Annotated in this window: 25 protein-coding genes, 1 tRNA gene and 1 pseudogene; 18 read left to right on the top strand and 9 right to left on the bottom strand. The window is 65.6% G+C overall.

Annotation, left to right across the window (positions count from 1 at the left end):
• Window positions 1-74 precede the first annotated feature (74 nt).
• Window positions 75-1,085: pseudogene (locus JKG68_RS22595) on the top strand (alpha/beta fold hydrolase); the annotation flags it as partial.
• Window positions 1,086-1,157: 72 nt separating this feature from the next.
• On the opposite strand, the gene hisN reads toward JKG68_RS22595, so the two are convergent.
• The gene (hisN, locus tag JKG68_RS33645) at window positions 1,158-1,940 is read right to left on the bottom strand and encodes a histidinol-phosphatase (RefSeq protein ID WP_246515740.1); all 783 of its coding nucleotides are present in this window, start codon (window positions 1,938-1,940) and stop codon (window positions 1,158-1,160) included.
• A 115-nt stretch (window positions 1,941-2,055) separates the two neighbouring features.
• Here hisN and JKG68_RS22590 point away from each other — a divergent pair, with 115 nt between their 5' ends.
• Entirely contained in the window at window positions 2,056-3,315 is a 1,260-nt protein-coding gene (locus JKG68_RS22590; protein ID WP_202063604.1) for an MFS transporter, read from the top strand.
• 263 nt (window positions 3,316-3,578) lie between these two features.
• On the opposite strand, the gene JKG68_RS22585 is transcribed toward JKG68_RS22590, so the two are convergent.
• Window positions 3,579-4,469: an N-formylglutamate amidohydrolase gene (locus JKG68_RS22585; protein ID WP_202063603.1), complete on the bottom strand. Its 891-nt coding sequence runs from the start codon at window positions 4,467-4,469 to the stop codon at window positions 3,579-3,581.
• Window positions 4,470-4,642: 173 nt separating this feature from the next.
• Between JKG68_RS22585 and cpdR the strand changes: the two genes are divergently transcribed.
• The 5 genes from cpdR to JKG68_RS22560 all read left to right on the top strand — a co-directional run bounded on the left by cpdR (window position 4,643) and on the right by JKG68_RS22560 (window position 7,080).
• Window positions 4,643-4,999, top strand: coding sequence for a cell cycle two-component system response regulator CpdR (gene cpdR / locus JKG68_RS22580; protein WP_036355105.1), 357 nt, complete (start codon window positions 4,643-4,645; stop codon window positions 4,997-4,999).
• A gap of 108 nt (window positions 5,000-5,107) precedes the next feature.
• Window positions 5,108-5,182 (top strand) — tRNA-Val (locus tag JKG68_RS22575).
• A gap of 43 nt (window positions 5,183-5,225) precedes the next feature.
• Window positions 5,226-5,351 carry a type B 50S ribosomal protein L36 gene (gene ykgO / locus JKG68_RS22570; RefSeq protein WP_009763379.1) on the top strand — a complete coding sequence of 42 codons (126 nt, stop codon included), beginning with the start codon at window positions 5,226-5,228 and terminating at the stop codon, window positions 5,349-5,351.
• Between the two features lie 170 nt (window positions 5,352-5,521).
• Window positions 5,522-6,088 (top strand): tetratricopeptide repeat protein, encoded by a 567-nt coding sequence (locus JKG68_RS22565; RefSeq protein ID WP_312890919.1) that lies wholly within the window; start codon window positions 5,522-5,524, stop codon window positions 6,086-6,088.
• A 14-nt stretch (window positions 6,089-6,102) separates the two neighbouring features.
• Entirely contained in the window at window positions 6,103-7,080 is a 978-nt protein-coding gene (locus tag JKG68_RS22560) for an alpha/beta fold hydrolase (protein WP_202063601.1), read from the top strand.
• Here JKG68_RS22560 and pyk read toward each other — a convergent pair.
• The 3 genes from pyk to JKG68_RS22545 all read right to left on the bottom strand — a co-directional run bounded on the left by pyk (window position 7,077) and on the right by JKG68_RS22545 (window position 10,096).
• Window positions 7,077-8,513, bottom strand: coding sequence for a pyruvate kinase (gene pyk / locus JKG68_RS22555; protein ID WP_202063614.1), 1,437 nt, complete (start codon window positions 8,511-8,513; stop codon window positions 7,077-7,079). The genes JKG68_RS22560 and pyk overlap by 4 nt on opposite strands.
• A gap of 2 nt (window positions 8,514-8,515) precedes the next feature.
• Window positions 8,516-8,977, bottom strand: a complete 462-nt coding sequence (locus tag JKG68_RS22550) for a DUF1036 domain-containing protein (protein ID WP_202063600.1) — start codon at window positions 8,975-8,977, stop codon at window positions 8,516-8,518.
• A gap of 180 nt (window positions 8,978-9,157) precedes the next feature.
• Window positions 9,158-10,096 (bottom strand): DMT family transporter, encoded by a 939-nt coding sequence (locus JKG68_RS22545; RefSeq protein WP_202063599.1) that lies wholly within the window; start codon window positions 10,094-10,096, stop codon window positions 9,158-9,160.
• A gap of 113 nt (window positions 10,097-10,209) precedes the next feature.
• Here JKG68_RS22545 and JKG68_RS22540 point away from each other — a divergent pair, with 113 nt between their 5' ends.
• From JKG68_RS22540 to JKG68_RS22530, 3 genes are all read left to right on the top strand, one after another.
• Complete coding sequence (locus tag JKG68_RS22540) at window positions 10,210-11,043, top strand: N-formylglutamate amidohydrolase (protein WP_202063598.1); 834 nt, start codon at window positions 10,210-10,212, stop codon at window positions 11,041-11,043.
• Between the two features lie 10 nt (window positions 11,044-11,053).
• On the top strand, window positions 11,054-11,359 hold the full coding sequence (locus JKG68_RS22535) for a DUF1244 domain-containing protein (protein WP_202063597.1): 306 nt from the start codon (window positions 11,054-11,056) through the stop codon (window positions 11,357-11,359).
• A 61-nt stretch (window positions 11,360-11,420) separates the two neighbouring features.
• A complete protein-coding gene (locus JKG68_RS22530) occupies window positions 11,421-11,678 on the top strand; it encodes a DUF2312 domain-containing protein (protein ID WP_036355032.1) in 258 nt (85 codons plus the stop codon).
• A 75-nt stretch (window positions 11,679-11,753) separates the two neighbouring features.
• Here the strand turns inward: JKG68_RS22530 and JKG68_RS22525 are convergent, their stop codons facing one another.
• Window positions 11,754-12,200, bottom strand: coding sequence for an acyl-CoA thioesterase (locus JKG68_RS22525; RefSeq protein ID WP_202063596.1), 447 nt, complete (start codon window positions 12,198-12,200; stop codon window positions 11,754-11,756).
• 170 nt (window positions 12,201-12,370) lie between these two features.
• On the opposite strand from JKG68_RS22525, the gene JKG68_RS22520 reads away from it, so the two are divergent.
• Window positions 12,371-13,231: an urea carboxylase-associated family protein gene (locus tag JKG68_RS22520; RefSeq protein ID WP_202063595.1), complete on the top strand. Its 861-nt coding sequence runs from the start codon at window positions 12,371-12,373 to the stop codon at window positions 13,229-13,231.
• Window positions 13,232-13,282: 51 nt separating this feature from the next.
• Here JKG68_RS22520 and JKG68_RS22515 read toward each other — a convergent pair whose 3' ends face one another.
• The 3 genes from JKG68_RS22515 to JKG68_RS22505 form a co-directional block, all read right to left on the bottom strand.
• On the bottom strand, window positions 13,283-14,974 hold the full coding sequence (locus JKG68_RS22515; protein ID WP_376773192.1) for a peptidoglycan L,D-endopeptidase MepK: 1,692 nt from the start codon (window positions 14,972-14,974) through the stop codon (window positions 13,283-13,285).
• Between the two features lie 134 nt (window positions 14,975-15,108).
• Window positions 15,109-16,887 (bottom strand): L,D-transpeptidase family protein, encoded by a 1,779-nt coding sequence (locus JKG68_RS22510; protein WP_202063594.1) that lies wholly within the window; start codon window positions 16,885-16,887, stop codon window positions 15,109-15,111.
• A gap of 104 nt (window positions 16,888-16,991) precedes the next feature.
• Complete coding sequence (locus tag JKG68_RS22505; protein ID WP_202063593.1) at window positions 16,992-18,005, bottom strand: sigma-54-dependent transcriptional regulator; 1,014 nt, start codon at window positions 18,003-18,005, stop codon at window positions 16,992-16,994.
• A 248-nt stretch (window positions 18,006-18,253) separates the two neighbouring features.
• Here JKG68_RS22505 and JKG68_RS22500 point away from each other — a divergent pair, with 248 nt between their 5' ends.
• The 7 genes from JKG68_RS22500 to JKG68_RS22470 form a co-directional block, all read left to right on the top strand.
• On the top strand, window positions 18,254-20,032 hold the full coding sequence (locus tag JKG68_RS22500) for a M3 family oligoendopeptidase (RefSeq protein WP_202063612.1): 1,779 nt from the start codon (window positions 18,254-18,256) through the stop codon (window positions 20,030-20,032).
• Window positions 20,032-21,399 carry an ABC1 kinase family protein gene (locus JKG68_RS22495; protein ID WP_202063592.1) on the top strand — a complete coding sequence of 456 codons (1,368 nt, stop codon included), beginning with the start codon at window positions 20,032-20,034 and terminating at the stop codon, window positions 21,397-21,399. Before JKG68_RS22500 ends, JKG68_RS22495 begins: the two co-directional genes overlap by 1 nt.
• 158 nt (window positions 21,400-21,557) lie before the next feature.
• On the top strand, window positions 21,558-22,775 hold the full coding sequence (locus JKG68_RS22490) for a glycosyltransferase (protein ID WP_202063591.1): 1,218 nt from the start codon (window positions 21,558-21,560) through the stop codon (window positions 22,773-22,775).
• A gap of 113 nt (window positions 22,776-22,888) precedes the next feature.
• A complete protein-coding gene (locus tag JKG68_RS22485) occupies window positions 22,889-23,182 on the top strand; it encodes an aa3-type cytochrome c oxidase subunit IV (protein ID WP_202063590.1) in 294 nt (97 codons plus the stop codon).
• Between the two features lie 69 nt (window positions 23,183-23,251).
• Window positions 23,252-24,388, top strand: a complete 1,137-nt coding sequence (locus tag JKG68_RS22480) for a Re/Si-specific NAD(P)(+) transhydrogenase subunit alpha (RefSeq protein ID WP_202063589.1) — start codon at window positions 23,252-23,254, stop codon at window positions 24,386-24,388.
• A 21-nt stretch (window positions 24,389-24,409) separates the two neighbouring features.
• The gene (locus JKG68_RS22475) at window positions 24,410-24,859 is read left to right on the top strand and encodes a proton-translocating transhydrogenase family protein (protein ID WP_202063588.1); all 450 of its coding nucleotides are present in this window, start codon (window positions 24,410-24,412) and stop codon (window positions 24,857-24,859) included.
• 4 nt (window positions 24,860-24,863) lie between these two features.
• On the top strand, window positions 24,864-25,800 hold a 937-nt coding region (locus JKG68_RS22470), incomplete at its 3' end, for an NAD(P)(+) transhydrogenase (Re/Si-specific) subunit beta (protein ID WP_202063587.1).

The raw sequence follows: 25,800 nt of genomic DNA, 5'->3' as shown, positions 1-25,800 counted from the left end.
CCGTCATGGCCGGCACGATCCTGATGTGGGAATAGATGCGTTTGCCGTCAAGAGGCTCGTTTTCCGTAAGGGAAATGCCCTATAACAGGGCTCGAACGTTCGATCTGGAACCTGCCGTGGAATTCATCACCTCCCCCGACAACCCCGTGCCTGGCGAGCCGACCCTCGTGAGCGTGACCACCCGCGACGGCATCCCGCTGCGCGCGGCCACCTGGATGCCGGAAACCGAGGAGCCCCAGGGCACCGTCTGCATCCTGCAGGGCAGGGCGGAGTTCATCGAGAAGTATTTCGAGGTGGTGGGCGAGCTGCTCGACCGGGGCTTTGCCGTGGTGGCCTTCGACTGGCGGGGGCAGGGGCTCTCGGGCAGGCAGGTGAAGAACCCCCGCAAGGGCCATGTCCGCCGCTTCTCGGATTTCCGGCACGATCTGGAGGCGATCCGCGATCAGATCCTCCTGCCCCACATGCCCGAGCCTCATTTCGGCCTTGCCCACTCCATGGGCGGCGCCATTGCGCTGAACGCGGCCTATGAGACCTGGCTGCCCTTCCGCCGCCTCGTGACCACGACGCCCATGATCGCGCTTTGCATCGTCAAGCGCACGCGTTCTTCCGCCTTTCTGGCGCGAGCCTTGCGGTTCTTAGGGATGGGATCGATGTTCGTGCCGGGCGGCGGCGAGACGTCGATCTCCACCATGCCGTTCAAGGGCAACCGCCTCACGGGCGACCCAGTCCGTTATGCCCGCAACGCCGAGGCGGCTCATGCCATGGGAGCCGGCGCGATCGGAGCCCCGACGGTGGCCTGGATGGACAGCGCCTTTCGCTTCATGAAGCGCTTTGCCGATCCCCGTTACTCGGTCAAGATCCGGCTGCCGACCCTGATCGTCGCCGCAGGCGCCGATCCCGTCTGCGCGACGCCCGCCACGGAGCGCTTCGCCTCGCGCCTCAAGGCAGGCCGCGTCATCGTCATTCCGGGCGCCCGGCACGAGATCCTGATGGAGCGGGACGTGATCCGGGAGCAGTTCTGGGCCGCCTTCGATGCATTCATTCCCGGCACCCCCGATCCGGTCGCGCCGGGCAAAGGGGCTCCTGCCAAGAAGGAGCCTGCCGGGAAGGAGTCTGCCAGGAAGGAGCCTGCCGAGCGGGAACTCGCGGAGGTTGGCCTATCGGCTGAGAAGCTCGACGGCGGCGGCGTGGACCCTGCGGTCGCCCGCGGCGACGATGCGCCCGCCCTCGGCGGCGGAGCCGCCGTCCCAGGAGGTGACGACCCCGCCCGCGCCCTCGATGATCGGGATCAGGGCCGCGATGTCGTAAGGCTTTAGGCCCGACTCGACCACGAGGTCGATGTGACCTGCGGCGAGCATGCAATAGGCGTAGCAATCGCAGCCGTAACGGGCGAGGCGCGCCACGCTCTCCACCCGGTCATAGGCGCGCAGCTCGTCGCCCGCGAAGAGCTTCGGGCTCGTCGTGGAGATGATGGCCTCCTTGAGCGAGGCGCAGCGGCGCGTCCTCAGCTTGCGCTCGCCGCCCGGTCCCCGATAGGTCGCGCTGCCGGTGTCGCCGAAGAAGCGCTCGCCGGTAAACGGCTGGTGCATCATGCCGAAGACCGGCCGGCCCTTGTAGGTGAGGCCGATCAAGGTGCCCCAGGTGGGAAGCCCGGCAATGAACGCCCTCGTGCCGTCGATGGGGTCGAGCACCCAGACGTAGTCCGCGTCCGCGCGCTCGGCGCCGAATTCCTCGCCGATGATGCCGTGGGTGGGAAAGCTGCGCTTGATGAGGTGACGCATGGTCGCTTCGCTCGCCCGGTCCGCTTCGGTCACCGGATCGAAGGCGCCGCCGCGGGATTTGTCCTCCGTCGCAATGGCCGTCCGGAAGAAGGGCAGGATCGCCTGGCCGGACCGGGTCGCAAGCTCGTTGACGAAATGCGTGAAGTCGATGAGCCCCATGCGCGCGAATCCCCTCAAAGAATAGTGCGGGCGGCCTTGGCCCGCTTGCGATCAGCTTTTATCAAGCGCTTGGCGCGCGGCAAGTGAGCAGTGGCGTCTCAAGGAAACCGAGCTCATGAATTCTGCGCCCAAGCTTGGCCAAACCCGTTCCGAGACGGCCCTGTTCCTGGTCGCCGCGCTGGTGGCGATCTATGCGATCAGCCAGTTTCTCCGAAACTCCATCGGCGTCATCGCCAATGACCTCGCCCGGGAGCTCGACCTGTCGGCAACCCAGACGGGGCTTCTCTCCAGCGCCTTCTTCCTTGCCTTCGCGGCGGTGCAGATCCCCATCGGCATCCTGATCGATCGCTACGGGCCGAAGCGGACGATGCTGGCGACCTCGGTGTTGACTGTTGCCGGCACGGTGCTGTTTGCGCTGGCACCGTCGGCCTCCTGGCTCATCGCCGCGCGCGCCCTCATGGGGCTTGGCTGCTCCACCTTCTTCATGGCCCCGCTCGTGATCTATGCCCGGCGCTTCCCGCCGGAGCGGTTCGCCGCGCTCACCAGCCTGCAGATGGGCCTAGCCAATACAGGGACCCTGGCCGCGACCGCGCCTCTGGCCGCTTCGGTTGCCGTCTTCGGATGGCGGGCCTCGTTTCTCGCCGTCGCGGCTCTGACGGTCGTCATCGCCTTCGTCGTCGTCTGGATCGTGCCCAAGGACTCCGGTTCGGCCAAACCCAAGGAGAGCTGGGCCGCTGCTTTCCGGGGCGTCGCTGCCGCTCTCAAGGTGCCGTCCTTCTGGCCTGTCTTCTTCATGCACCTGACAACTTATGGGTGTTTTGCCTCCGTCGTCGGCCTCTGGGGAGGGCCGTGGCTGTCGGACGTGCATGGCCCTGACCTGGCCACGAGAGGCCGGATCCTCCTCTTGGGAGCGACAGCGCAGATCTGCGGCATGCTGCTTTGGGGCGCGATGGACCGCTTCTGGGGCAGCTACAAGAAGCCTGTTCTCATCGGAAGCACAGTGACCATCCTGCTTCTCGGCGTCCTGATCTTCGCGCCCCTCGACCGAACCTGGGCAGCCTTCTGGTTCATCCCGTTCGGCCTCTTCGTCGCCTATACGCCGATCCTGACCAGCCATGGCAAGTCGCTGTTCCCCTCCGAGCTGACGGGCAGGGGGATCACGCTCATGAATATCGGCACCATGGGCGGGGCATTCCTGTCCCAGAGCATCACCGGTCTTCTGATCGATCTGGTCGGACGATCCGGGCTGGGCGTGTACAAGCCCGAGGGTTACCGCCTCGTCTTCGCGGCTCTTGCCGGCTGGCTGCTGCTCAGCCTGACGTTCTACAGCCGAGCCATCGATCCGCATCCGAGCAGGCATGCATCGAAAGCATGACCGAAGGCGAAATTTCATATTGCAATTTGTGCGCTGCGGCGCAATTATTGCAGTGCGATACGGCGATTGGCGTCGCCTTATCGTAGCCCTTCTTGGGCGTTTCCTCCCTAAACTTCGGGCCGCTCGCAAGAGTGGCCTTTTTTCTTTTTGGGGGCTGCTCGAGCATAGAACCTAAAGTGCGATGCACTTTTGGGATCCGTCCTGCACTCTTTCTTCCATGAGCGGATTGCCGGGGGCAGCACGTTGTGCTGTGGGCAGGGCGATCATTCCGCCGCGATGGGCCGGGTGGTCAGTTCGCCTTCCAGGTCAGAAATCACCTGGGCGAAGGCTTGGATCAGGTCTTCCCGCAGGACCGCGAAGGCCGCTTTCTTCTGCATGCTGCGCTCGTCCATGTAGAGCGCACGGTTGATTTCGATCTGCAGGGCATGCCGGCCTAGAGCCGGCTCGCCGTAGTGCTCGGTGATGAAGCCGCCCGCATAAGGCTTGTTGCGCACCACCGTATAGCCCCGCCCCCTCAGAGCCGCTTCCACCAGTTCGATCAGGATGCTGGCGCAGCTCGTCCCGTACCGGTCGCCCAGGACGATGTCCGCCTTGGCCCCGTCCTCGCGGCTGACGCTCGAGGAGGGCATGGAATGACAGTCGATCAGGATGGCGTGGCCGAAAAGCTGGGCCGTGCGGCGCACCAGTTGGCGTAATGTCCGATGATAGGGCTTATAGAGCCATTCGATCCGGTGCAGGGCCTCGTCCACGTGAAGGCGGGAGCGGTAGATCTCCTGCCCGTCGGCCACGATGCGCGGAATCGTGCCGAGGCCGCCGGCCACCCGCATGGAGCGGGTATTGGCGAAGGGCGGCAGGCGGCCGTCGAACATGCGGGAGTCGAGCTCGTAGGGTTCCCGGTTGAGATCGAGATAGGCGCGCGGGAAGCGTGCGGTCATCAGCGGTGCGCCGAGACCGATCGCCGGGGCGAAGAGCTCGTCGACGAAGGCATCCTCCGACCGGCGCAGGGCCATGGGGTCGAGCCGGGACGCGGCCAGGAACGAGGCCGGATAGATGGCTCCCGCGTGCGGTGCGTTGAAGACGAACGGAATCGTCTGCCCCGAAGGTTCGGTGACGGTGAAGGGAGGGTCGAACTCATCAACGATGGCTGGCCGCATCAGGAAACTGGCTATCTTTGGGGAAATCCAAGGTGTTCAGGCTAGTGTACGGCAGCATCGCCAGCTGTCCATGACAATATCGTAGTGGGACTGCGGCCTTCTTTCACGGCTTGTTTACCCCGATGCGTCATGAAGGCTTGAACCCATTCGCCACGATTCGGGGCTGGCAACCGATGAAGATCCTTCTCGCAGAAGACGACAACGATATGCGGCGCTTTCTCGTGAAGGCGCTGGAGAACGCAGGCTACGACGTGGCCTCGTTCGACAATGGCCTTTCCGCCTACAACCGCCTGCGGGAGGAGCCTTTCGAGCTTCTCCTGACGGACATCGTCATGCCCGAGATGGATGGCATCGAGCTGGCCCGCAAGGCCACCGAGCTCGATCCGGACATCAAGGTCATGTTCATCACCGGCTTTGCCGCCGTCGCGCTCAACCCCGACTCCCAGGCCCCGCGCGACGCGAAGGTCCTGTCGAAGCCGTTCCACCTGCGCGACCTGGTGACCGAAGTCGATAAAATGATGGCCGCCTAAAAAAGGCCCGGCCCTTAAAAAAGGCTTGGCCCAAGGCTTGCGCCCGCGCCCGCTTGTGGGTATATCGCCCCCACAGCCGAAGCGGGACGTCAAACATCACCGTTTCCCGGGCGCGTAGCTCAGCGGGAGAGCACTACGTTGACATCGTAGGGGTCGCTGGTTCGATCCCAGCCGCGCCCACCATTTTCTTTTTCCGGCCTTCCCGAAGGGCCGCAGGAGACCGGATATGAAGATCCGTAACTCGTTGAAGTCGATCCGCGGCCGCCATCGCGACAACCAGCTGGTTCGTCGCAAGGGTCGGGTCTACATCATCAACAAGACCCAGAAGCGCTACAAGGCCCGTCAGGGCTAAGGCATCGCGTGGGAGGCCGGCACCGGTCCCCTACGATAAACGATGCGACCCTTTAGGGTTTAGGCTGCGGCAACGCCGCACACGCTTTTATGAATTGACCGCGCATGCCGGGACCCTAAAATCCCGGCATGCGCTTTTTCGCGTCTGCACTGACCTTATCGCTGAGCTTGGTGGCCCTCCCGCTGGAGGCGCAGGAGCCTGCGCGTCCCAAGAGCCAGAAGGAGCAGCCCCAGCCCGCCACGCCGAGCCCGCCGCGCGCCTCCAGCCTTGACGAGCTGTTCGAGCGTCTCGGCAAGGCTCAGTCCGAGCAGGAGGCCAAGGGCATCGCGTCCCTGATCGAGCGGCGCTTCTCCCGCTCCGGCTCCGATACGGCCGATCTTCTCCTGAGCCGGGCTGCCGAAGCCTATGCGAAGAAGGACTTTCCCCTCGCCATCGAGCTGATCGACCGCGTTCTGACCATTCAGCCCAACTGGGCGGAGGCCTGGTACAAGCGCGCCACCGTCTTCTACCAGCTCGACGATCCCGTGGGCGCCATGGCCGATCTTCACCGCGCCTTGAAGATCGAGCCGCGCCACTTCAACGCCTGGACCGGTCTCGGCCATGTGTTCATGGCGTCCGACGACAAAGGCCGGGCTTTGGAAGCCTATCGGCGGGTGCTCAAGATCAATCCTCAGATGGAGGATGTGAAAACCATCGTGACGCGTCTCAGCCCCGAGGTTGACGGGCAGGACCTCTGATCCACGTTGCAGGGATGACCCTGCTCCTTGCTCTGATCGCGCCTTTCCTGCTCCTCGCCCTGGGGGCAGCCTTCTCGTATCTTTACGCCTGGACCATCGAGCGACGGTTTCCGCCCACCGGCCGCTTCATCGAGGTCGAGGGGGGCAGGCTGCATTACCGTGACGAGGGCCCTGCCCACGGTGCGGCGCGCGGCACCATCGTGATCCTGCACGGCGCTTCCTCAAACCTTGCCGAATCCATGCTGGGCCTCGGCCTTCCGCTCTCGCAGCATTACCGGGTGATCGCCTTCGACCGTCCCGGCCACGGCTGGAGCGAGCGCAAGCGCGGTTTGAGCGAGGCTGAGCCAGCCCGACAGGCTGCCCTCGTGGCTGCCGCCTTGCGCCGGTTGGAGGTTCGAAACGCCGTGGTGGTGGGGCATTCCTGGTCCGGAACCGTCGTGCCGCATTTTGCCCTCGATCACACGGATGTGGCGGGAGCCATCGTCGTGCTTTCCGGCATCACCTCGCCGTGGCCCGGGGGCTATATCGGATGGTTCAGACGCTTCATTGCATCCAAGGCGGGCTGGCTGATGATGCGCACCGTTGCGGTGCCGATCCTTCTGATGTTCCGCATCTGGATGAAGCGAAAGACCTTCCGTCCGCAGCAGCCGCCACCCGGCATCGTCAGAAAGGGTTTCATCCCCCTGGCCTTCCGGCCCAGGGCCTATGAGGTGAACATGGAGGACTTCGCCGTCATGTACGATGCGGTCCTGCGGCAGCGCGCCCGTTATCGGGAGATCCGCCTGCCTGTGCTGGTGATCGCCGGCGACAGCGACGAGATCGTCTGGACCGATCTCCACAGCGTTTCCTTCGTGCGCGAGGTGCCGGGGGCGCAACTGATCCTGATGCGGGGCATCGGCCACATGCCGCAATACGCCGACGGCAAGGCGGTGGTGTCCGCCATCGAGACCCTGGCCGAACGGATCGCGCCGGCCAGGGTGGGGGTTCCTTAAGCCTGGGCGGCGTGTTCCTGATTGACGAACGCGATGCGCACCATGTTCGTGGCGCCCGGGGTGCCGAAGGGCATGCCGGCCACGACGATCACCCGGTCGCCGATCCGCGAATACTCCTCGCGCAGGGCGAACTTGCAGGCGCGGAACGCCATATCGTCGATGTCGCTGGCGTCCTTGGTGCGGATCGGATGCACGCCCCAGACCAACGCAAGGCGACGGGCCGTGTTCTGGCTGGGGGTGAGCGCCAGCACCGTGGAGTTCGGCCGTTCGCGGGCGATGCGGAAGGCGGTGGAGCCCGAGAAGGTCCAGGCGGCCACCGTCTTGATGTTGAGCGTGTCGGCAATCTGGTGAGAGGCCGCCGCGATGGCGTCCGAGCCTGTGGCTTCCGGCTCCGCGTTCAGGGTGCGCATGATCGACCAGTAGTTCTGGTCCTGCTCCACCTCCTCGGCGATCCGGCTCATGGTCGCCACCGCGTCCACCGGGTACTCGCCTGAGGCGCTCTCGGCCGAAAGCATCACCGCGTCCGCGCCGTCATAGACGGCCGTCGCCACGTCGGACACCTCCGCGCGGGTCGGCACCGGCGAGGTGATCATCGATTCCAGCATCTGGGTTGCCACCACCACGGGCTTGCCGAGGCGGCGGGCGGCGCGGATGATTCGCTTCTGGATGCCGGGCACCTTTTCCAGCGGCATTTCCACGCCGAGATCGCCGCGGGCGACCATGACCGCGTCGGAGATCTCCATGATCTCGTCGAGGCGGGTGATGGCTTGCGGCTTCTCGAGCTTGGACATGACGAGCGCGCGGCCGCGGGCGACCTTCTTCACCTCGGCCACGTCCTCGGGACGCTGCACGAAGGAGAGCGCGATCCAGTCCACGCCGGCATCGAGCGCCGCTTCGAGGTCCGAGCGGTCCTTGTCGGTCATGGCGGCGACGGGGATCGTGGTATCGGGCAGGCTCACGCCCTTGCGGTTGGAAATCTTGCCCGCGACCTCGACCGAGGTGGTGGCCGAGCCCTGCTTCACGCTTTTCACGCGAAGCCGCAGCTTGCCGTCGTCGATCAGCACCGTGTGGCCGGGCTCGAGCGAGGACAGGATTTCGGGATGCGGCAGATGCACACGGTTCTTGGTGCCGGGCGCCTTGTCGGCATCGAGCGTGAAGCTCTGGCCCGGCTCGAGCATGGCGCTGTCGCCCTCGAAGGCGCCTACGCGCAGCTTGGGCCCTTGAAGATCGGCCAGAATGGCGATGGGACGCTTGAACCTGGCTTCAACGGAGCGGATCATCTCGACCCGCTCCTTCAGGCGCTCGCGGGGCAGATGGCTCATGTTGAGGCGAAACACGTCGACGCCCGCCTCAAAGAGCTTGGCGATCATCTCCGGGTTCTCGGAAGCCGGCCCCAGTGTTGCAAGGATCTTCGTGCGCCGTGCGCGTCTCATCGTCATGGCCCCCCTGGGCGGTTCGTTTCTGTGAGCTGGATCGTCCAGCTCTTCTGTTCACCGGTGTCGACTTCGAAGAAGCCGCTGCGATCAAAGCCCCTGGCGAGGCAATCTTCCGTTCCGCGAATCGTGAATTCGCGCTCCCGGGTGCACATGAAGGAGCGTCCGCTCCACTCCCCGCCCCGGTCGTAATCGATGGCATAGATGTAGTAGAAGCGGCCGCCGAGCTGACCCTTGAGCAGGGTCTCGCAGCCGCGGGCGGTGAGATTCCACCAGCCTTCCGTCACCCAGCCTTGAGCGTCGCGGTAGCCGAGGGCGATGCCGACCCGGCTCGACGTCATGTTGCACAGGCGCAGGTCCGCCCGCGCAGGAGACGCCGCCAGAAGGCACCCGCTGAAGAAAAAGGCTGCGAGCGCAAGGCTTCGCGGCCAGCGAGACGCCGATGTGAGGATGGGGGCCTTCATGGATGCTGGTTTGATCGAATCGAAAGGAATGAAATCGCACAATGCTGTGAGAACTATGTCGAATCGTTGTCGGCCAGAAGCGGCGCCGGAGCAAGACCTTACAACGCCGATGCTGCAGAATTTGCAGGCCGGGCTGCAATCAGCCTGCCCTCACTCCCTGAACGAAGAGGGCTCGGGGCATCATCCGAGCGTCGCTTCCGCTTTGGGGCGTGCGGCCCAGATGCCGAACAGGATCAAGGCGCCGCCCAGGCTCTGGATCAGGGTCAGCTCCTCGCCCAGGATGGCCCAGCCGAACACGGCCGCCGCAATCGCCTCCAGGAAGATCACCAGGGACGAGAAGACCGCAGGCAAACGGCCTAGGGCGATCGCGAGCAGCCCCTGGCCGCCCGCATGGCTGATATACGACATGGCAAGCAGCGCCGCGATTCCCTGCGCCGTCTGCGGGATCACCCGCGTGTCGAAGGCAAGCGCCACGACCAGAAGAATGGCGGAGGTGATCAGGCCCGCCTCGAACGTGACGCGCGCGGCACCTGCGGTTTTCCGTGCCCGGCTGGCAGCCAGGAAATACATGCCGAAGAAGAACGCGGTGGCGACCCCGTACAGGTCCCCTTCGATCCGGGCGGGATCCGCCTGAAGGCTCTGGCCGATCAGGGCCGCTCCACCCAGAAGGCAAAGAGCAAGGCCGATAAAGGTTCCCCGCGAGACCTGCTGCCGGAGCAGGAGCCAGACCACGAGCACGACGAAAAGCGGGGCCAGGGTGGCAAAGAAGGTGGCGTTGGCGACCGTCGTGTTGAGGATGGCCAGGTGCCAGAAGAACAGGTCTCCGGCAAAGACGATGCCTCCTACGATGCTGGCCTTGGAGAAACGGACCCTCGGGGCATCGGCGGGCGCTCTCCGCTCCTCGATCCGCATCCAGGCATAGAGCAGGGGCAGGCAGAGCGACACGCGCCAGAAGGCGCTGGCGAAAGGTCCCACATCGGCAGGCGTCGTGCCCATGTCGGCGGATGCGAAGCGCACGAAGATCGGGGAGATGCCCATGGCGACCGCGCCGAGGCAGAGGGCTGCGAAAGCCGGGGCAAAGCCCGTGTCGAGGCGGGCCGGGGTAGAGGTGGAGGACATGGATCGCCGTGAAAGAGTGTTGCGCGCATGGTCGCGTTGTCAGGGGTGGTCGGGCAGGCTATGGCTTCCCTTCAACCATACAATCCACCGCTCCATAACCCCTTTTGTCCCTCATGTCCGCTTCCGCTGCGCTCAAGCTCGCCGATCCTTCTCCCGAGCCCTGTCCTGTCGAAATCATCGAAGGATCTCTGGAATCCGGTGTCCTGATCCTGTGCGATCACGCCTCCAACGCGGTGCCGCCGGATCTTGGCGACCTGGGTCTGCCGGAGACTGAGTTCCAGCGCCACATCGCCTACGACATCGGAGCCGCCGCTGTGACGCGCTCGCTCGCGCGCCGCCTCGGTGCTCCCGCGATTCTGACCCGGTTCTCGCGCCTGATCATCGATCCGAACCGGGGACGGGACGACCCGACTCTCGTCATGCGCCTGTCCGACGGCGCGGTGGTGCCGGGCAATGCCAAGACGGACGAAGCCGAGGTGCAGCGGCGCATAGCCCGCTTCTACGACCCCTACGACGAGGCCATTGCGACGGCGATCCACAGGGCCATGGCGGCGGGCCATCCGCCCGTCATCGTGACGGTGCACAGCTTCACCCCCGTATGGCGCGGCTGGCCGCGTCCCTGGCATGTGGGGATCTTGTGGGATGCGGACGACCGGTTCGCCAAGCCCCTTCTCGCGGGGCTGGAGGCCGAGGAGGGGCTCGTGGTGGGCGACAACGAGCCTTACGACGGTGCATTGGCCGGCGACACCGTTGACCGCCACGCCACGATCCGGGGGCTTGCCAACGCGCTCATCGAGATCCGCCAGGACCTGATCGCCTCGGACGCGGGAGCGGAGGAGTGGGCCGAGCGCTTTGCCCGCCTTCTCAAGCCTCTGGCAGGCCGGCCGGAGCTTCGGACCCCTAAGCTTCTGGGCACGCGCACCCGGGATCATCTGCGCCAGCATTGAGGAGAAGGCCATGAAGGGCATCGACGAGCAAACCCGAACCGAACTGGAAGCCGCTGCCTTCCGCAGGCTCCTGGAGCACCTGCGCGAGCGGACGGACGTCCAGAACATCGACCTCATGAACCTGGCCGGCTTCTGCCGGAATTGCCTGTCCAACTGGCTCCAGGATGCGGCAGGCGAGCGCGGCGTCGCCCTCTCCAAGGAGGAGAGCCGCACATACGTCTATGGCATGCCCTATGAGGAGTGGAAGCAGCGCCACCAGGGCGAGGCCACCCCGTCGCAGATCGAGAATTTCGAAAAATCGAAGCCCGCGCTTTAAAGCGGCTTCAACCAAATGACCATAACACTGGTACCAATGCCATCACTTAGGGGCTCCATTCATGGATGACGCAGCTTTCAACACCGAATCCGTCGCAGCCGACCAGCTGAAGGCCTTCATCGAGCGCATCGAGCGCCTCGAGGAGGAAAAGGCCGGCATCGCGGGCGACATCAAGGACGTTTATGCCGAGGCCAAGGGCAACGGCTTCGACACCAAGGTTCTTCGCAAGATCATCTCCCTGCGCAAGCGCGACTATGCCGAGCGCCAGGAAGAGGAGGCCATCCTCGAGCTCTACATGCAGGCGCTCGGCATGGCCTAGCGCCGGGAGTTCACCGATCCGGTGTTTTCAAAGGCCCTGCAGCCAACGCTGCGGGGCTTTTTCATTGAGGCCTCGTCATTCCCGGGATGCGTCGGCCAGCATCAGGCTCTGCAGAATGTCCAAGGTCACGGGCGGCAAGGGCGTGGAGCGGCGCGTCTCCTTGTCCACCATGACGATGGTGGCCTCCGTGGTCGCCACAAGACGCCCGTCGCTGAACATGCCCTGTGCCAGGGTGAACGAGCTGCGCCCCACACGCACGACGCCCGTGCCGATCTCGACCGTGCCGGGCCAGAAAAGCTCCGCCCGGAAGTCGATCAGCAGCCTTGCGATGACGAAGCTTCTGCCCTCGGACGCGAGCGGCCTGGCCGGATCGTACATGAAGGCCACCCGGCCCACCTCCGAGAAGGTTGCGAACACCGCATTGTTGACGTGACCCTGCCGGTCCAGATCCGAGTAGCGGATGTCGGCGGAGGTCCGGCTCGGGTAGGCCTCCAGGGAGCGGGTGGCGTTCGCGTCTTTCATCAGGCTGTCCTCGTGATCGGGCCATAGAATACGAGACCATAGGGAGCTCAAGCAAAAAGGTTTTTCAGGCCGGGACCGTTCATTTCCGGTCAGCCGCCATGCATCCTTGCGGCTCGCTCCCGGCAATCTCCTTGCCTATAAGGGTTTGAAGCCCATTGCTGGAGAGATGCATGAAACAAGCGTTGAACGAAGTGGCGGCTCCCGCCGATGCGGATGCCCGCAGGCGGATCGCTCCCGTCATCTGCTACCCGGTCGATACGCTGCCGCGACCGGACCTTGCGGCCTACCAGGCTGCTCGCGACGGCTGGCAGAAGGTGGACGAGGTTGTCGTGCCGCCGCGCGACGCGCGCTCGTTCCATGTGCCGGCCGGCTGCTTCTTTCGCATCGTCAGCATCGAGGGGCCGCAGGTGGGCGACCTCAACCTCTGGGCGGCTGACGATCTCGACGAGCGCTTCTTCTCCGGCAAGACCAGGGCCCTGCACGGCACGCACCTGTCCACCGGAGACCAGCTCTGGTCATGCCTGCCTTATCTGCGGCCGATGGCGACGATCACCCACGATACCCTCGACTGGTATGGCTTCGACGAATATGGCGGCTCAGTCCATGACGTGATCGGCACACGCTGCGATCCCTACACGCACAAACTTCTCTCAGGCCACGAATACCACCATTGCTGCCACTCGAACCTGACCCGCGCTCTGGCAGGCGGAGCAGGCCTGCCAAAAGAGATTGCGGAGCTGGCGGTGCACGATGTGCTCAACGTCTTCATGTGCACCGGCTTCACCCGCGACACGGGGCAGTATTTCATGAAGGCAAGCCCGGTCAGGCCGGGGGACTTTCTGGAGTTCTTTGCCGAGATCGATCTGCTTGGCGGCCTGTCCGCCTGTCCGGGGGGCGATTGCAGCGCCGAGCATTCGAGCGATGTGGCCGCCTGCCATCCCCTGCTCGTGGAGATCTACCGGCCTGAGGCGCCGCCTCGAGGTTGGACATCGCCGCCGCGCAACGGCTACAGCCGGCGGCACGGCGACTGAGAGGTTCTCGACCGCCCGATGCAAAAAGGGCTCCTTTCGGAGCCCTTTTCCTTATCGCACCACGTTCAGCGGCTTGACCGCCGGACCCGTGAACCGGTTCGTCGCCAGGTCGCCTACGGGCTTGCTGGAGAAGCCCATATGGAGGCTTGGCTGCTCCGTCATGAGGGCGCTGAGCGCCGTTGCCGGAGCCTTCTTCGGGGTCGGGGGCGCCTTTGGCTCGGGAGCCGTGGCCTTCTTCGTCTCCTTGGCCGGCTCCTTAAGCGTCGAGCCTGTCACCGGGATGTCGACCGGAGCAGCGGCGGCCACCATGACGGGGCGCAGATCCGGGCGGCGCGGCGGCAGCGGGTGCTGAGCCTCCGGAGCGGCAGCCGCAAGCTCCGTCGAGCCGCGCAGCTCCTGAAGGCCGGGGATCGGGTTGGTGGCCGCAAGCGAGCCCGGCCGTGCCGGCGGAAGCGGCGCATAGGCCAGGGCCACGGTTTCGGCGCCTGTATCATCCCCATCCGGCCGCCGGGGCGGCATGGGCGCGAAGGCCATGCCCTTGGCGATGGACAGATCCGAGTCCCTGGTGCCTTGGCCCTCTGCGCCCTGCTGCCATGCCAGGGCCGGCCCTGACGCGGTCTGGACCGTGCTGGGCGCCCCGTTGATCCGGGTCGGAGGCAGCGGAGCGGCGGCCGGAGGCGTCAGGTCCTCACGCAAGGCCGGTGCCATGGCGGCCATGACGGCTGGCGCGGGCGGCTCGGGCCGGGGCTGCACGGCCACCGGAGCCTGACGGGCTACCCGAACCGGAGCCTGCGCCGACTGCATCGCCGCATAGACCGAAGAGTTGGAGTCGCTCGCATAGTAGTTCTGCGGCTGCTCGCTGGAGGAGGCGACGAGCGGGCGTCCCGGCCGGGACGCGGTGCGGATTTCCTCCGCATCCTCCTCCTCGTCGTCGCCAAGACCGAACAGGGTGGCCCAGAAGCCCTTGCGGCGGGGCTGCTCGGACACGGCCTCTTCCGCATCCGCGTAAGCCGTGTAGCCGGCCACCGTGCCGCCCTTGGCCAGCACCTCGGCGCGCGCTTCGTCGTAGCCCGGCAGGGGGCGGCCGTCGGACGGGATATGCACCGTTCTGCCGTCGGGGAAGATGCTGGCGAGCTGGGAACGGGTCATGCGCGGCCAGGCCCGCACGCTGCCCACGTCCAGATGGACGAAGGGCGTGTAGGCGTTGGGATAATAGCCGACGCCGCCGTTCTGCAGCCTCATGCCGATGGCGCGCAGGCGCGCGGCCGACACATCGGGCAGATAGAAGTCCAACGCCTTGCCCTGCATGTGCTGGCTGTTCTTGGCCACCGCGCTGGAGCGCCGGCGGAGCATCGAGTTGGTTTTCGGGGAGCGGTAGGCCGAGTTCACATGCACCGGCGCGTCCGATCCCACCTCGCGGTAGACCTCCCACACCGTGTCGAACAGGCGCGGGTCCATGCGGGTGGCCTCGGCGCGCCGCCAGTCGCGCAGGAACCAGTTGAGCTGCTGCAGGGCGCCTGAGTCGTATTGTCCGTTGCGACGGAACGTGACGGTGAGGCTTTCCTTGGTGTTGTTGTGGTAGAAGGTCAGCGTGCGGGTGTCGCCGTTGGCGACCGCATCCTGCGTGCCGCGCACCCCACCCACCATAATGGCCAAAAAGGCCGCAAGACCCATGCCGGCACGGAAAAGCGGACGCCGCTTTCCCGCATGATACGCCGTGCGGTCCAAACGCAATACTCTCACTGTGATACTCGTCTTTACCGGGCTGCATCCGGGGATGCCGCATCCTTTAAGGTGAAAGGATCTTTGCCGAAGACGGTTACCTTCCCGTTAAGTGAGGGAGAAAAACTGGCCTGAAAAGCAGCCGAAAAGAAGGATTATTCGGCCAGGTTCAAGGCGGCGCGAACCTTGCGGTCGAGGCCGTAGATGTCCTCGAACTTCTTCATCTCGCCCTTCTCGTCGATGGCCACGGTGAAGTAGGCCAGATGCACGGGCAGGGGATCGGTGAGATGCACGTAGCGCTCGCCCTTGCCGATGAGGCCGCGCAGCTTCTGCTCGGTCCATTTCCCGTCCTTGCCCATGATCTCTTCCGCCAGCGCGAAGGGTTTGTCGACGCGCACGCAGCCATGGCTGAGGGCGCGCTTGCTGGCGGAGAAGAGATTGCGGTTCGGCGTGTCGTGCAGATAGACCGCATGCTGGTTCGGGAACATGAACTTCACGTAGCCCAGCGCATTGCGTTCGCCCGGAGGCTGCTGCACGGAGATCTGGTTGCCTCTGCGGATGACCTTGTAGCCCTTGCGCGCCGCGTAGCTCGGATCGTTCGCGAGGGCGGGAAGGATCTCCTTCTTCATGATCGAGGGCGGGATCGTCCAGGACGGGTTGACCACCAGGTATTTCATGTTCTCGGAGAAGATCGGCGTCTGCGACTGCTCCTTGCCGACGATGACGCGGGTCTCATGAACCACATGGCGCCCCTCCATCAGCTGCAGGCGGTATTCGGGCACGTTCACCATGATATGCCTCGAGCCCAGATCGGCGGGCAGCCAGCGCCAGCGCTCCATGTTGGCGATCAGCTCGGATTCCCGCTGCATCACCGAGGGGCCGGAAAGGGCCGCAACCGTCTGGGCGTTGAGAACGCCGGTGTCCGGCAGGCCCTTCTCCTTCTGGAACGCGGCCACCGCGGAGGCGACGCGCTCGTCGTAAACCGTCTGGTTGTCCGCATCCTTCGCCAGGTTGAAGCGCGCGCGGATCAGGGGCACGCGCGGATCCTTCATGCCGACCCGAAGGATAGGGCCTTTCGGCAGGCGCACGCTGGGCTGGGTCGGATGGTTCTCGCGCAGCTTGGCGAGGCGCTCCTTGAGAGCCCGGTAGCCGGCATGGGGCGGATTGTAGCCTGAGAGCGCAGCGCCGGCGTCCTTCGCGGACGCCACCTTCGCCAGCACCTCGCCGATCTCGGGGATCGCGAGTTTGGGCGTCACGAGCGGCGAGAGGCGGGGAAGGTCGATGCGGGCCCCCCGCGCGTCGCGGGCATAGCGGATGACGGAGAGACTGAGCTTCAGATCGGCCTCGGCCCATTGAGCGGGGGGCGCCTCCTTGCGCAGTCCGCGGTCGGGCAGGGGATAATCCGCAGGGTTCAACCCGTCCTCGTCGGCGGACTTCAGCTGCTCCATCACCGCGCGGGCTGCCGGAGACCAGACGCCATCCTGCGACCAGGCCAGCGGACGCTCGGCCTGCGCGTAGAAGGCGGAAAGCGCCTCCCGGTCCCTGCCGCCGACGCGCAGCTGGCGCAGGGCAGCCTCGTTCGCGAAGATTCCCTCCACCGCCATGCGGAACAGGTCCGCCTGCATGAGCGCCGTCACGGGTGCTGCATCCGGCAGGGGAATGTCGATGGACGGCGCTGGCTTCAGATCCGCGGCCTCGAGGGAAACGGGTGCGGGTTCCGGAAGCGGAATGGCCGGGGGCCCCAAGTCCTTGCCGGCAGGAGCCTCTAAGGTCGCGACATCGTGGAAGGAGGGCTCTGCGGGGCTGTCCGCCAGAACCGGATGAGGATTGTCGGGCTGGGAGACGCTGGCGTCTTCCGCCATGACGGACAAGGGCAGGAGGGAGACGGATCCGAACAGGCCGAGCCAAAAAGCCGTCTTGCGCAAGCCACGCATGACCTTGCTCCTCATCGCAATGGAGTTGGAGGATGGGGAATCCTCCATCAAATGAATTTTGTCAGTGTGCAGGCACACGTCTGTTACGCTTAACGCGCAAAACGTCATGCGGCTTCATCGTCTAAGCCAAGTTCTTTCAATTTTCTGTAAAGGGTCGAGCGCCCGATTCCCAGATGGCGCGAGATCGCCGACATATGTCCTTGATAATGCAGGAGTGCGAACCGAATCGCCTGCGCCTCCAGATCCGCGAGCGTCAACATTTCGCCCGTATCGTTAATGAGCGACAAAGCGTGAGGAGCTGCCCTTTCGGCAGGCTCCGTCTCCCGGTATGGGGCGAGCGGGCGCGGCGCCGGCACCGGCGGGATCTCGATGCGCTGCCCCTGGAGGCGGGCGGCGATCTGCGGGAACTCCGTTGCCGTCAGAAAAGGCCCTTCGGCCAGGAGAACGGCGCGGTAGACGGCATTCTCGAGCTGCCGCAGGTTGCCCGGCCAGTCGTAGCGGGCCAGCAGAGAGGCGGCATCCGTCGACAGGCCCCTGATCCGCTTGCCCTCGTCGGCTGCGAAGCGGCTCATGAGGCGGTGGGCCCACTCGGCGACCGCATCGCGCTGGGCCCGCAAGGGGCGAAGAGAGATGGGCAGCGCCTGGAGCCGGTAGTAAAGGTCTTCGCGAAAGCGGCCTTCGCGCACCAGGCCGGCAAGATCGAAGCCCGATGAGCTTATGATTCGCACGTCGTGGCGGCGCGCGTCCCGCCGGTGGAGGCAGTCCAGCAGGTGGCCCTGGTCCGCGCTGCCCAAGCGTTCCACCTCCTGAATGAGGAGCGTGCCGCCATGGGCGGCCCGAATGCCGGAGAGGATCGGCTCGGCATCCTTCCGGTCCGGCGGCTCCCCCGCATGAAGGCGGATGAACGGGCGGCTGGCCCGCTCGCTGCAGTCATGGATCGCGCCGGCAAGCGCCTGAGCGCCGCTGCCCGGCTCGCTTTCGACGAGGACCGGCAGGGCGGAGCGGGCGGCTCTCTCGGCCAGCCGTCCCACCCGCTCCCGTTCCGGATGAGCGACGAGGCCGGTCGCATCCTCTCGAAGGGCCCGGATGTCGTCTGCGAAAAGCCGGGAAAGGGGCATGAGGCCGCCAAAGATGGGAGAATCGTGCGGGCGATGCTCGTCCAGAAGGGTAAACCGGTTCTTAACAGGGAGGCTATTGGCGGCTCCTCCGCAGACGGGACCGGGTTGATCCAGAGGGTCCGGCGGCCAATATGTGTGCAGAACCACTCTCGCACTCACTTCCCAGCAGGCTCCAGCCCGTGACCCGTCAGAAACCGTCCGCCTTGCATCACCCCTCGTCTGCCGGCGCCGCCCAGGCCGAACTCGGCATGCTGCCCGAATGGGACCTGTCCCACCTCTATCCCGGTATGGACAGCGAGGCGTTCAAAGGCGACTTCGCCAGGGCGGAGGAGGAGTGCCGGGCTTTTGCGGCCGCCTATCGCGGCAGGCTCGATGAGCTGGCGCGGGGCGACAAGCCGGCCGAGGCGCTGGCCGAGGTCGTGCGGCGCTACGAGGCGCTGGAGGACCTGCTCGGCCGCATCATGTCCTATGCGGGCCTCGTCTATTCAGGCGATACCACGGACCCGGTGCGGGCAAAGTTTTACGGCGACACGCAGGAGCGGCTGACCACGGCCTCCACCGAGCTTCTCTTCTTCGGGCTCGAGCTCAATCGCATCGAGGACGAGGTGCTGGACCGGGCTATGAGCGAGGAGCCGCTCGCCCGGTACAAGCCCTGGGTCGAGGACCTGCGCAAGGACAAGCCGTTCCAGCTCGACGACAAGATCGAGCAGCTCTTCCACGAAAAGTCGGTGACCGGCCGCTCGGCCTGGAACCGCCTGTTCGACGAAACCATGGCGTCCCTGCGCTTCACCGTGCGCGGCGAGGAGCTGCCCATCGAGCCGACCCTGAACAAGCTCCAGGATCCGGACGAGAGCGTGCGCCGGGATGCCTCCGACGCGCTGGCGAAGACCTTCAAGGCCAATCTTCGCACCTTCACGCTGATCACCAACACGCTCGCCAAGGACAAGGAAATCTCCGACCGCTGGCGCGGCTTCGAGGATGTGGCGGATTCCCGCCACTTGGCGAACCGGGTCGAGCGTGAGGTGGTGGAGGCCATGGTGTCCGCCGTGCGCGAGGCCTATCCGCGCCTCTCGCACCGCTATTACGCCCTCAAGGCCCGGTGGTTCGGCAAGGACAAGCTCGACCATTGGGATCGCAACGCGCCCCTGCCGAAGGTCGAGCAGCGCACCATCCCGTGGAACGAGGCGCGGGATACGGTTCTGTCCGCTTACTCCGCCTTCTCGCCGCGCATGGCGAGCATCGCGCAGCGGTTCTTCGACGAGAGCTGGATCGACGCGCCCACCCGTCCCGGCAAGGCGCCCGGCGCCTTCGCGCATCCGACCGTGCCCTCAGCCCACCCTTACGTGCTGCTGAACTACCAGGGCAAGCCGCGGGACGTGATGACGCTCGCTCATGAGCTGGGCCACGGGGTGCATCAGGTGATGGCCGGGCCCAACGGCGCTCTCATGGCGCCCACGCCCCTGACGCTGGCCGAAACAGCCTCCGTCTTCGGCGAGATGCTCACCTTCCGCCGCCTGCTCGATCAGACCAAGGACCCGGTGCAGCGCAAGGCGATGCTGGCCTCCAAGGTCGAGGACATGATCAACACGGTCGTGCGCCAGATCGCGTTCTATTCCTTCGAGCGCAAGGTTCATCTGGAGCGCCGCAATGGCGAGCTGACGGCCGACAAGCTCTGCGAGCTCTGGATGTCCGTGCAGGACGAGTCCTTGGGCCCGGCGATCCGCCTCGGTCCCGGCTACGAGAGCTTCTGGACCTATATCCCGCACTTCATCCACTCGCCGTTCTACGTCTATGCCTATGCGTTCGGGGATTGCCTCGTGAACTCGCTCTACGGGGTCTACGAGCGCTCGAACGAGGGCTTCGTGGATCGCTACTTCGCGCTGCTCTCAGCCGGCGGCACCAAGCACTACTCGGAGCTTCTCGCACCCTTCGGGCTGGATGCCGGCGATCCGTCCTTCTGGCAGATCGGGTTGTCCATGATCGAGCGGCTCATCGGCGAACTCGAAGCCATGGAACAGGCCACCTGATGTCGGAATCCGACCGCGAAGCGAACCGCTTCTCCGCGCGTGCCGCCCGTTATGCCCGTGTGGGAGCCAATATGGGCGGTGTCGCCGCGCGCATGGCGGGCTCGCGCCTGTTCGGAGGCGACGACCGCGATGCCTCCAATGCGGCGGTGCTGGCTCAGGCGCTCGGCGGCCTGAAAGGGCCGATCATGAAGGTGGCGCAGCTGCTTGCCACGATTCCCGATCTCATCCCGCCCGAATACGCCGCCGAACTGCAGAAGCTGCAGAGCGAGGCGCCGCCCATGGGGGCGGCTTTCGTCAAGCGCCGGATGCAGGCGGAGCTCGGGCCGCAATGGCAGGGCCGATTCGGCTCCTTCGACCTCAACCCCTCCGCCGCCGCGTCCCTTGGCCAGGTTCACCGCGCCTCCACGAAGGAGGGCGAGGCGCTTGCCTGCAAGCTGCAATATCCCGACATGCAGTCCGCCGTGGAGGCGGACCTGAACCAGCTCGAATTCGTCTTTGCGCTCCACCGCCGCATGGACCCTGCCATCGATACCCGCGAGATCGCAAAGGAGATCGGCGAGCGGGTGCGCGAGGAGCTGGATTACGAGCGCGAGGCCAGGCACGCGGCGCTCTACGCCCGCGCCCTCGACGATGTGGAGGAGGTTCGGGTGCCGCGGGTGCATCCCGAGCTGTCCACCAAGCGGCTCCTGTCGCTGGAGTGGCTCGAAGGCGAGAAGATCCTAGGTTTCACCGATGCGTCAGTCGAGATCCGCAACCGGCTGGCGGTGGCCATGTTTAAGGCCTGGTGGCACCCGTTCAGCCATGCGGCGGTCATCCATGGCGATCCTCACCTGGGCAACTACACGGTCTTCTCCGAGGGCGGGGAGGCAAGGGGGATCAACCTGCTCGATTACGGCTGCATCCGCATCTTCCATCCGCGCTTCGTGGGCGGGGTGGTCGATCTCTACCGCGGGCTTCTGACCGACGACCGCGCCCGCATCGTTCACGCCTATAAGACCTGGGGCTTCAAGAGCCTGTCGAACGAGCTGATCGACATCCTCAACATCTGGGCCCGCTTCATCTACGCGCCGCTTCTCGACGACCGGATCCGCACCGTGGCGGATGGGGTGAAGCCCGGGGAATACGGCCGCCGGCAGGCTTTCGAGGTGCACAAGGCCCTCAAGGAGAAAGGCCCCGTCACGGTCCCGCGCGAGTTCGTGTTCATGGACCGGGCCGCGGTGGGATTGGGCGCGGTCTTCCTGCACCTGAAGGCCGAGCTGAACTATCACCAGCTTTTCGAGGCCGAGATCGAGCGTTTTTCCCTGGAGAGCCTAGCGCAAAGGCAAAAAGAGGCCCTGACGGCTTCCGGTTTACCAAGTCCTATGTAATGGGGTTGCATCTTTCGTGAGCCGGCCTTAGACGGTTACGGTACGGAAGAGCATTCTCGGGCGGGGCTGCCGGCCCACTCCCGGAGGATGCGGTCAAACAAGCAATTCAGGGCGTCCCGCGATGATGGGCGATCGCGGGATGCCGCACGGGGCAGCCGATGAAGATCGCTTTCGTTCACCAGAATTTTCCGGGCCAGTTCCTGCGCCTGGCCAGGACCTTCGTGGCCGAGGGGCACGAGGTCGTGGCCCTGGGAATGGTCAAGCAATGCTCCATCCCGGGCGTGAAGTACTTCTCCTATAATGCGGTCCCCGGCCCGGACGATGCGCAATACCAGAACCGCTATTCGCCGGTGATCCCGCGCCTGCGCCGCGCCTATGGCGTCGCCCATCGGGCCCGTGAGCTCGCGAGCCAGGGCTTCGAGCCGGATGTGGTGGTGGTCAATACGGGCTGGGGCGAGAACCTGTTCCTGAAGGACATTTGGCCCAAAGCCCGCCACGTGGCCTATTTCGAATATTACTACCACGCCAAGGGGCAGGACCTCGATTTCGACCCCGAGTTCCCGGTCACCAACGAGGAGGTGATCTGGCGCCTGCGCCTGAAGAATTCCATGCAGCTGGGCGCTCTGGATGCCGCCGACGTGGCCGTGGCGCCGACCCGGTACCAGCGGGACACCTTCCCGGCCTATCTGCGGGACCGGCTCGCCATCATCCATGACGGCATCGACACCCATAAGCTTCTGCCCGATCCGAGCGTCAGGATCAGGCTTGGCCAGGACGGGCCGCATCTCACCCGCGAGAAGCCCGTCGTCACCTACGTGACCCGCAATATCGAGCCGATGCGCGGCGCCCATATCGTCTTCAAGAGCCTGCCCTACCTCCTCGATATCGATCCCGAGCTTCAGGTGGTGATCATCGGCGGCAAGGGCACGAGCTATTCCGGGTCGGCGCCCGGCGGGCAAACCTGGTTCGACGTGTTCAAGTCCCGGATCGAGCGGCCGGTGGACTGGTCCCGGGTCCATTTCGTCGGAAACCTGCCCTATGACCAGTTCGTGAAGGTGCTGCAGGTCTCCTCGGCCCATGTCTACATGACCTATCCGTTCGTGCTGTCCTGGTCCTCCATCGAGGCCATGGCGCTCGAATGCCGGATCGTGGCCTCGGACACGGAGCCGGTGCGCGAGATCATCCAGGATGGGGTCAACGGCCGCCTCTTCCCGTTCTTCGACGAGAAGGCGCTGGCCGAGCGGGTGCGCGAGACCCTCGCGGACCAGGATCGGTCCGCCGCCATGGCCGCCGAGGCCCGGCGAATCGCCGTTGCGAAATATGATTACGAGACCGTCTGCCTGCCCCAGTGGCGCGAGTTCCTGGGGATCAAATAAACCGCAAAAGCATTCATAAAGTTTTCATCGGGAGCCATTCGGAAGATTGCGGCTCCTCACCGCATGCGCTAAACGCAGCAGTTAACAAGTGACGCTCAAAAGGGCTTTGAATCATGGCCGATACAAAACATGCGCCGCATGGGGGCTACAGTCCGGATATGGACAGCCGCGCTCATGAGGCCACCTATCACGGGTTTGTCCAGTTTGCCGAAATCGCGACTGCCGTCGTCATCTGCCACGTGCTGGCATTGGCTGTGGGCGGCATCAAGCATGCCTGGCTGACGGCGATTTTCGGCGTCATCCTCTCCCTGGCCGCAGGCGCCGTGGGAGCCATGGCGCCGTCCGTCGGGGTTCGCGCTCCGGCGGCCGTCGGCGTTCTTCTCCTCCTGGCGCTCATCCTCTACTGAGCAGCAGGTGGCCATTGACTGAAAAAGGCTTGAGTTCAAGCCAATGACCGATCGCAGGGGGCAATAAGCATGCGGATCGCCGTTCTCGCTGAAACCGATGGTGTTGAGACGCGGGTGGCGGCCACCCCTGATACGGTCAAGAAATACAAGGCCCTCGGCGCGGACGTGATCGTCCAGGCCGGGGCCGGCGTTCAGGCCGGGCTTCCCGACGCCGCCTTCGAGGCCGAAGGCGCTTCGATCGCAGCCTCCGCCGCGGATGCCCTGAAGGATGCGGACGTCATCCTGAAAGTGCGCCGCCCCGCCGAGGGCGAGCTTGCCGGCGCCAAGCCCGGCGCCCTGGTCATCGCCATCATGGATCCCTACGGCCAGGACGCGGCGCTCAAGAGCCTTGCCGATGCGGGGGTCTCCGCCTTCTCCATGGAGCTGATGCCGCGCATCACCCGCGCGCAGGTCATGGACGTGCTCTCCTCCCAGGCCAATCTTGCCGGCTACCGCGCCGTCATCGACGCCTCCGCCGAATATGGCCGGGCGCTTCCGATGATGATGACCGCCGCCGGCACCGTGCCGGCCGCCCGCATCTTCGTGATGGGCGCGGGCGTCGCCGGCCTCCAGGCCGTCGCCACCGCCCGGCGCCTCGGCGCCGTGGTCACCGCCACCGACGTGCGGCCCGCCGCCAAGGAGCAGGTGGAGAGCTTGGGCGCCAAGTTCGTGGCCGTAGAGGACGAGGAGTTCAAGCAGGCCGAGACCGCCGGCGGCTACGCCAAGGAGATGTCGGCCGAATACCGCGCCAAGCAGGCCGAGCTCGTGGCCGCCCACATCGCCAAGCAGGACATCGTGATCACCACGGCCCTGATCCCCGGCCGTCCGGCGCCCAGGCTCATCTCCCGCGCCATGGTCGAATCCATGAAGCCGGGCTCCGTGATCGTCGATCTGGCGGTGGAGCGGGGCGGCAACTGCGAGGTGGCGGTGCCGGGCCAGGTGGTGGAGCACAACGGCGTGAAGATCGTGGGCCATCTCAACGTGCCCGGCCGCCTCGCCGCTACGGCCTCCAGCCTCTACGCGAAGAACCTCTACGCCTTTGTCGAGACGCTGGTGAACAAGGAAACCAAGTCTCTGGTCGTGAAATGGGACGACGAGCTGGTGAAGGCCACCTGCCTGACCCGCGACGGCGCCATCGTCCACACCGCTTTCCAGCCAGCCGCATAAACCGTCCAAGGGGAGGACAGCATGGCAACCCTCACGCCCGAACAGGCTGTCGAGCAGGCCCGCGCGGCGGCGGAAGCCGCCCGCCGCTCGGCAGAAGCAGCCCAGACCATCGCCGACCAGGTGGCCGATGCCGCAGGCGCCGCCGCCGCCGCCGTGACCCACGGGGCGGTGGACCCCACCGTCTTCCGGCTGGCCATCTTCGTGCTGGCGATCTTCGTGGGCTATTACGTGGTCTGGCAGGTGACGCCGGCCCTGCACACGCCGCTCATGTCGGTCACCAACGCCATCTCGTCGGTGATCGTGGTCGGCGCGGTGCTGGCGGTGGGCGTCGATGCCGGCCCCGCCCTCGGCGATGGGCCGATCTGGGCCCGGGCGCTCGGCTTCATCGGCCTTGTCCTCGCGGCCATCAACATCTTCGGCGGCTTCCTGGTGACCCAGCGCATGCTCGCCATGTACCGCAAGAAGGGATGAGGCGATGTCGGCCAATCTAGCCTCGATCCTCTACCTCGTCTCCGGCGTCCTGTTCATCCTGGCCCTGCGGGGCCTGTCGCACCCCACCACCTCCCGGCAGGGCAACCTCTACGGCATGGTGGGCATGGGGATCGCGATCCTCACCACCCTGTTCGTATCCCCGCCCAACGGCTTCGGCGGCTGGGCGCTGGTGATCCTAGGCCTCGCCATCGGCGGCGGCATCGGCGCGGTGATCGCCCGGCGCGTGCCCATGACGGCCATGCCCCAGCTGGTCGCCGCCTTCCACTCCCTGGTAGGTCTCGCGGCGGTGCTGGTGGCAGCCGGCGCGCTTTATGCGCCGCAGGCCTTCGGCATCGGTGCCGAGGGCGCAATCCACGGCGGCTCCCTGTTCGAGATGGCCTTGGGCGTCGCCATCGGCGCCATCACCTTCACGGGCTCCGTGATCGCGTTCCTGAAGCTTGACGGGCGCATGTCCGGCAAGCCGATCCTGCTGCCGAGCCGGCACCTGATCAACATCGGCCTCGCCCTGCTGCTGCTGGTGCTGCTCGTCGCCTTCATCCGCACCGAAAGCCACGCCGCCTTCTGGCTGATCGTGCTGGTGTCGTTCGTGCTGGGCGTGACGCTCATCATCCCCATCGGCGGCGCCGACATGCCCGTCGTGGTGTCGATGCTCAACTCCTATTCGGGCTGGGCGGCGGCAGGCATCGGCTTCACGCTGGGCAACCTCGCGCTCATCATCACCGGCGCGCTGGTGGGCTCCTCGGGTGCGATCCTGTCCTACATCATGTGCAAGGGCATGAACCGCTCCTTCGTCTCGGTGATTCTCGGCGGCTTCGGCGGCGAGACGGCGGCTGCAGCCGGCGGCGCGGTCGAGACCCGGCCCGTGAAGCAGGGCTCAGCGGATGACGCGGCCTTCATCATGAAGAACGCCGCCAAGGTCA

The organism is Microvirga aerilata, from assembly GCF_016743775.1.
GTDB lineage: Bacteria > Pseudomonadota > Alphaproteobacteria > Rhizobiales > Beijerinckiaceae > Microvirga > Microvirga aerilata.
Note: the sequence above shows the minus strand (reverse complement) of the source record. Positions and strands in the feature narration are given on the sequence as shown.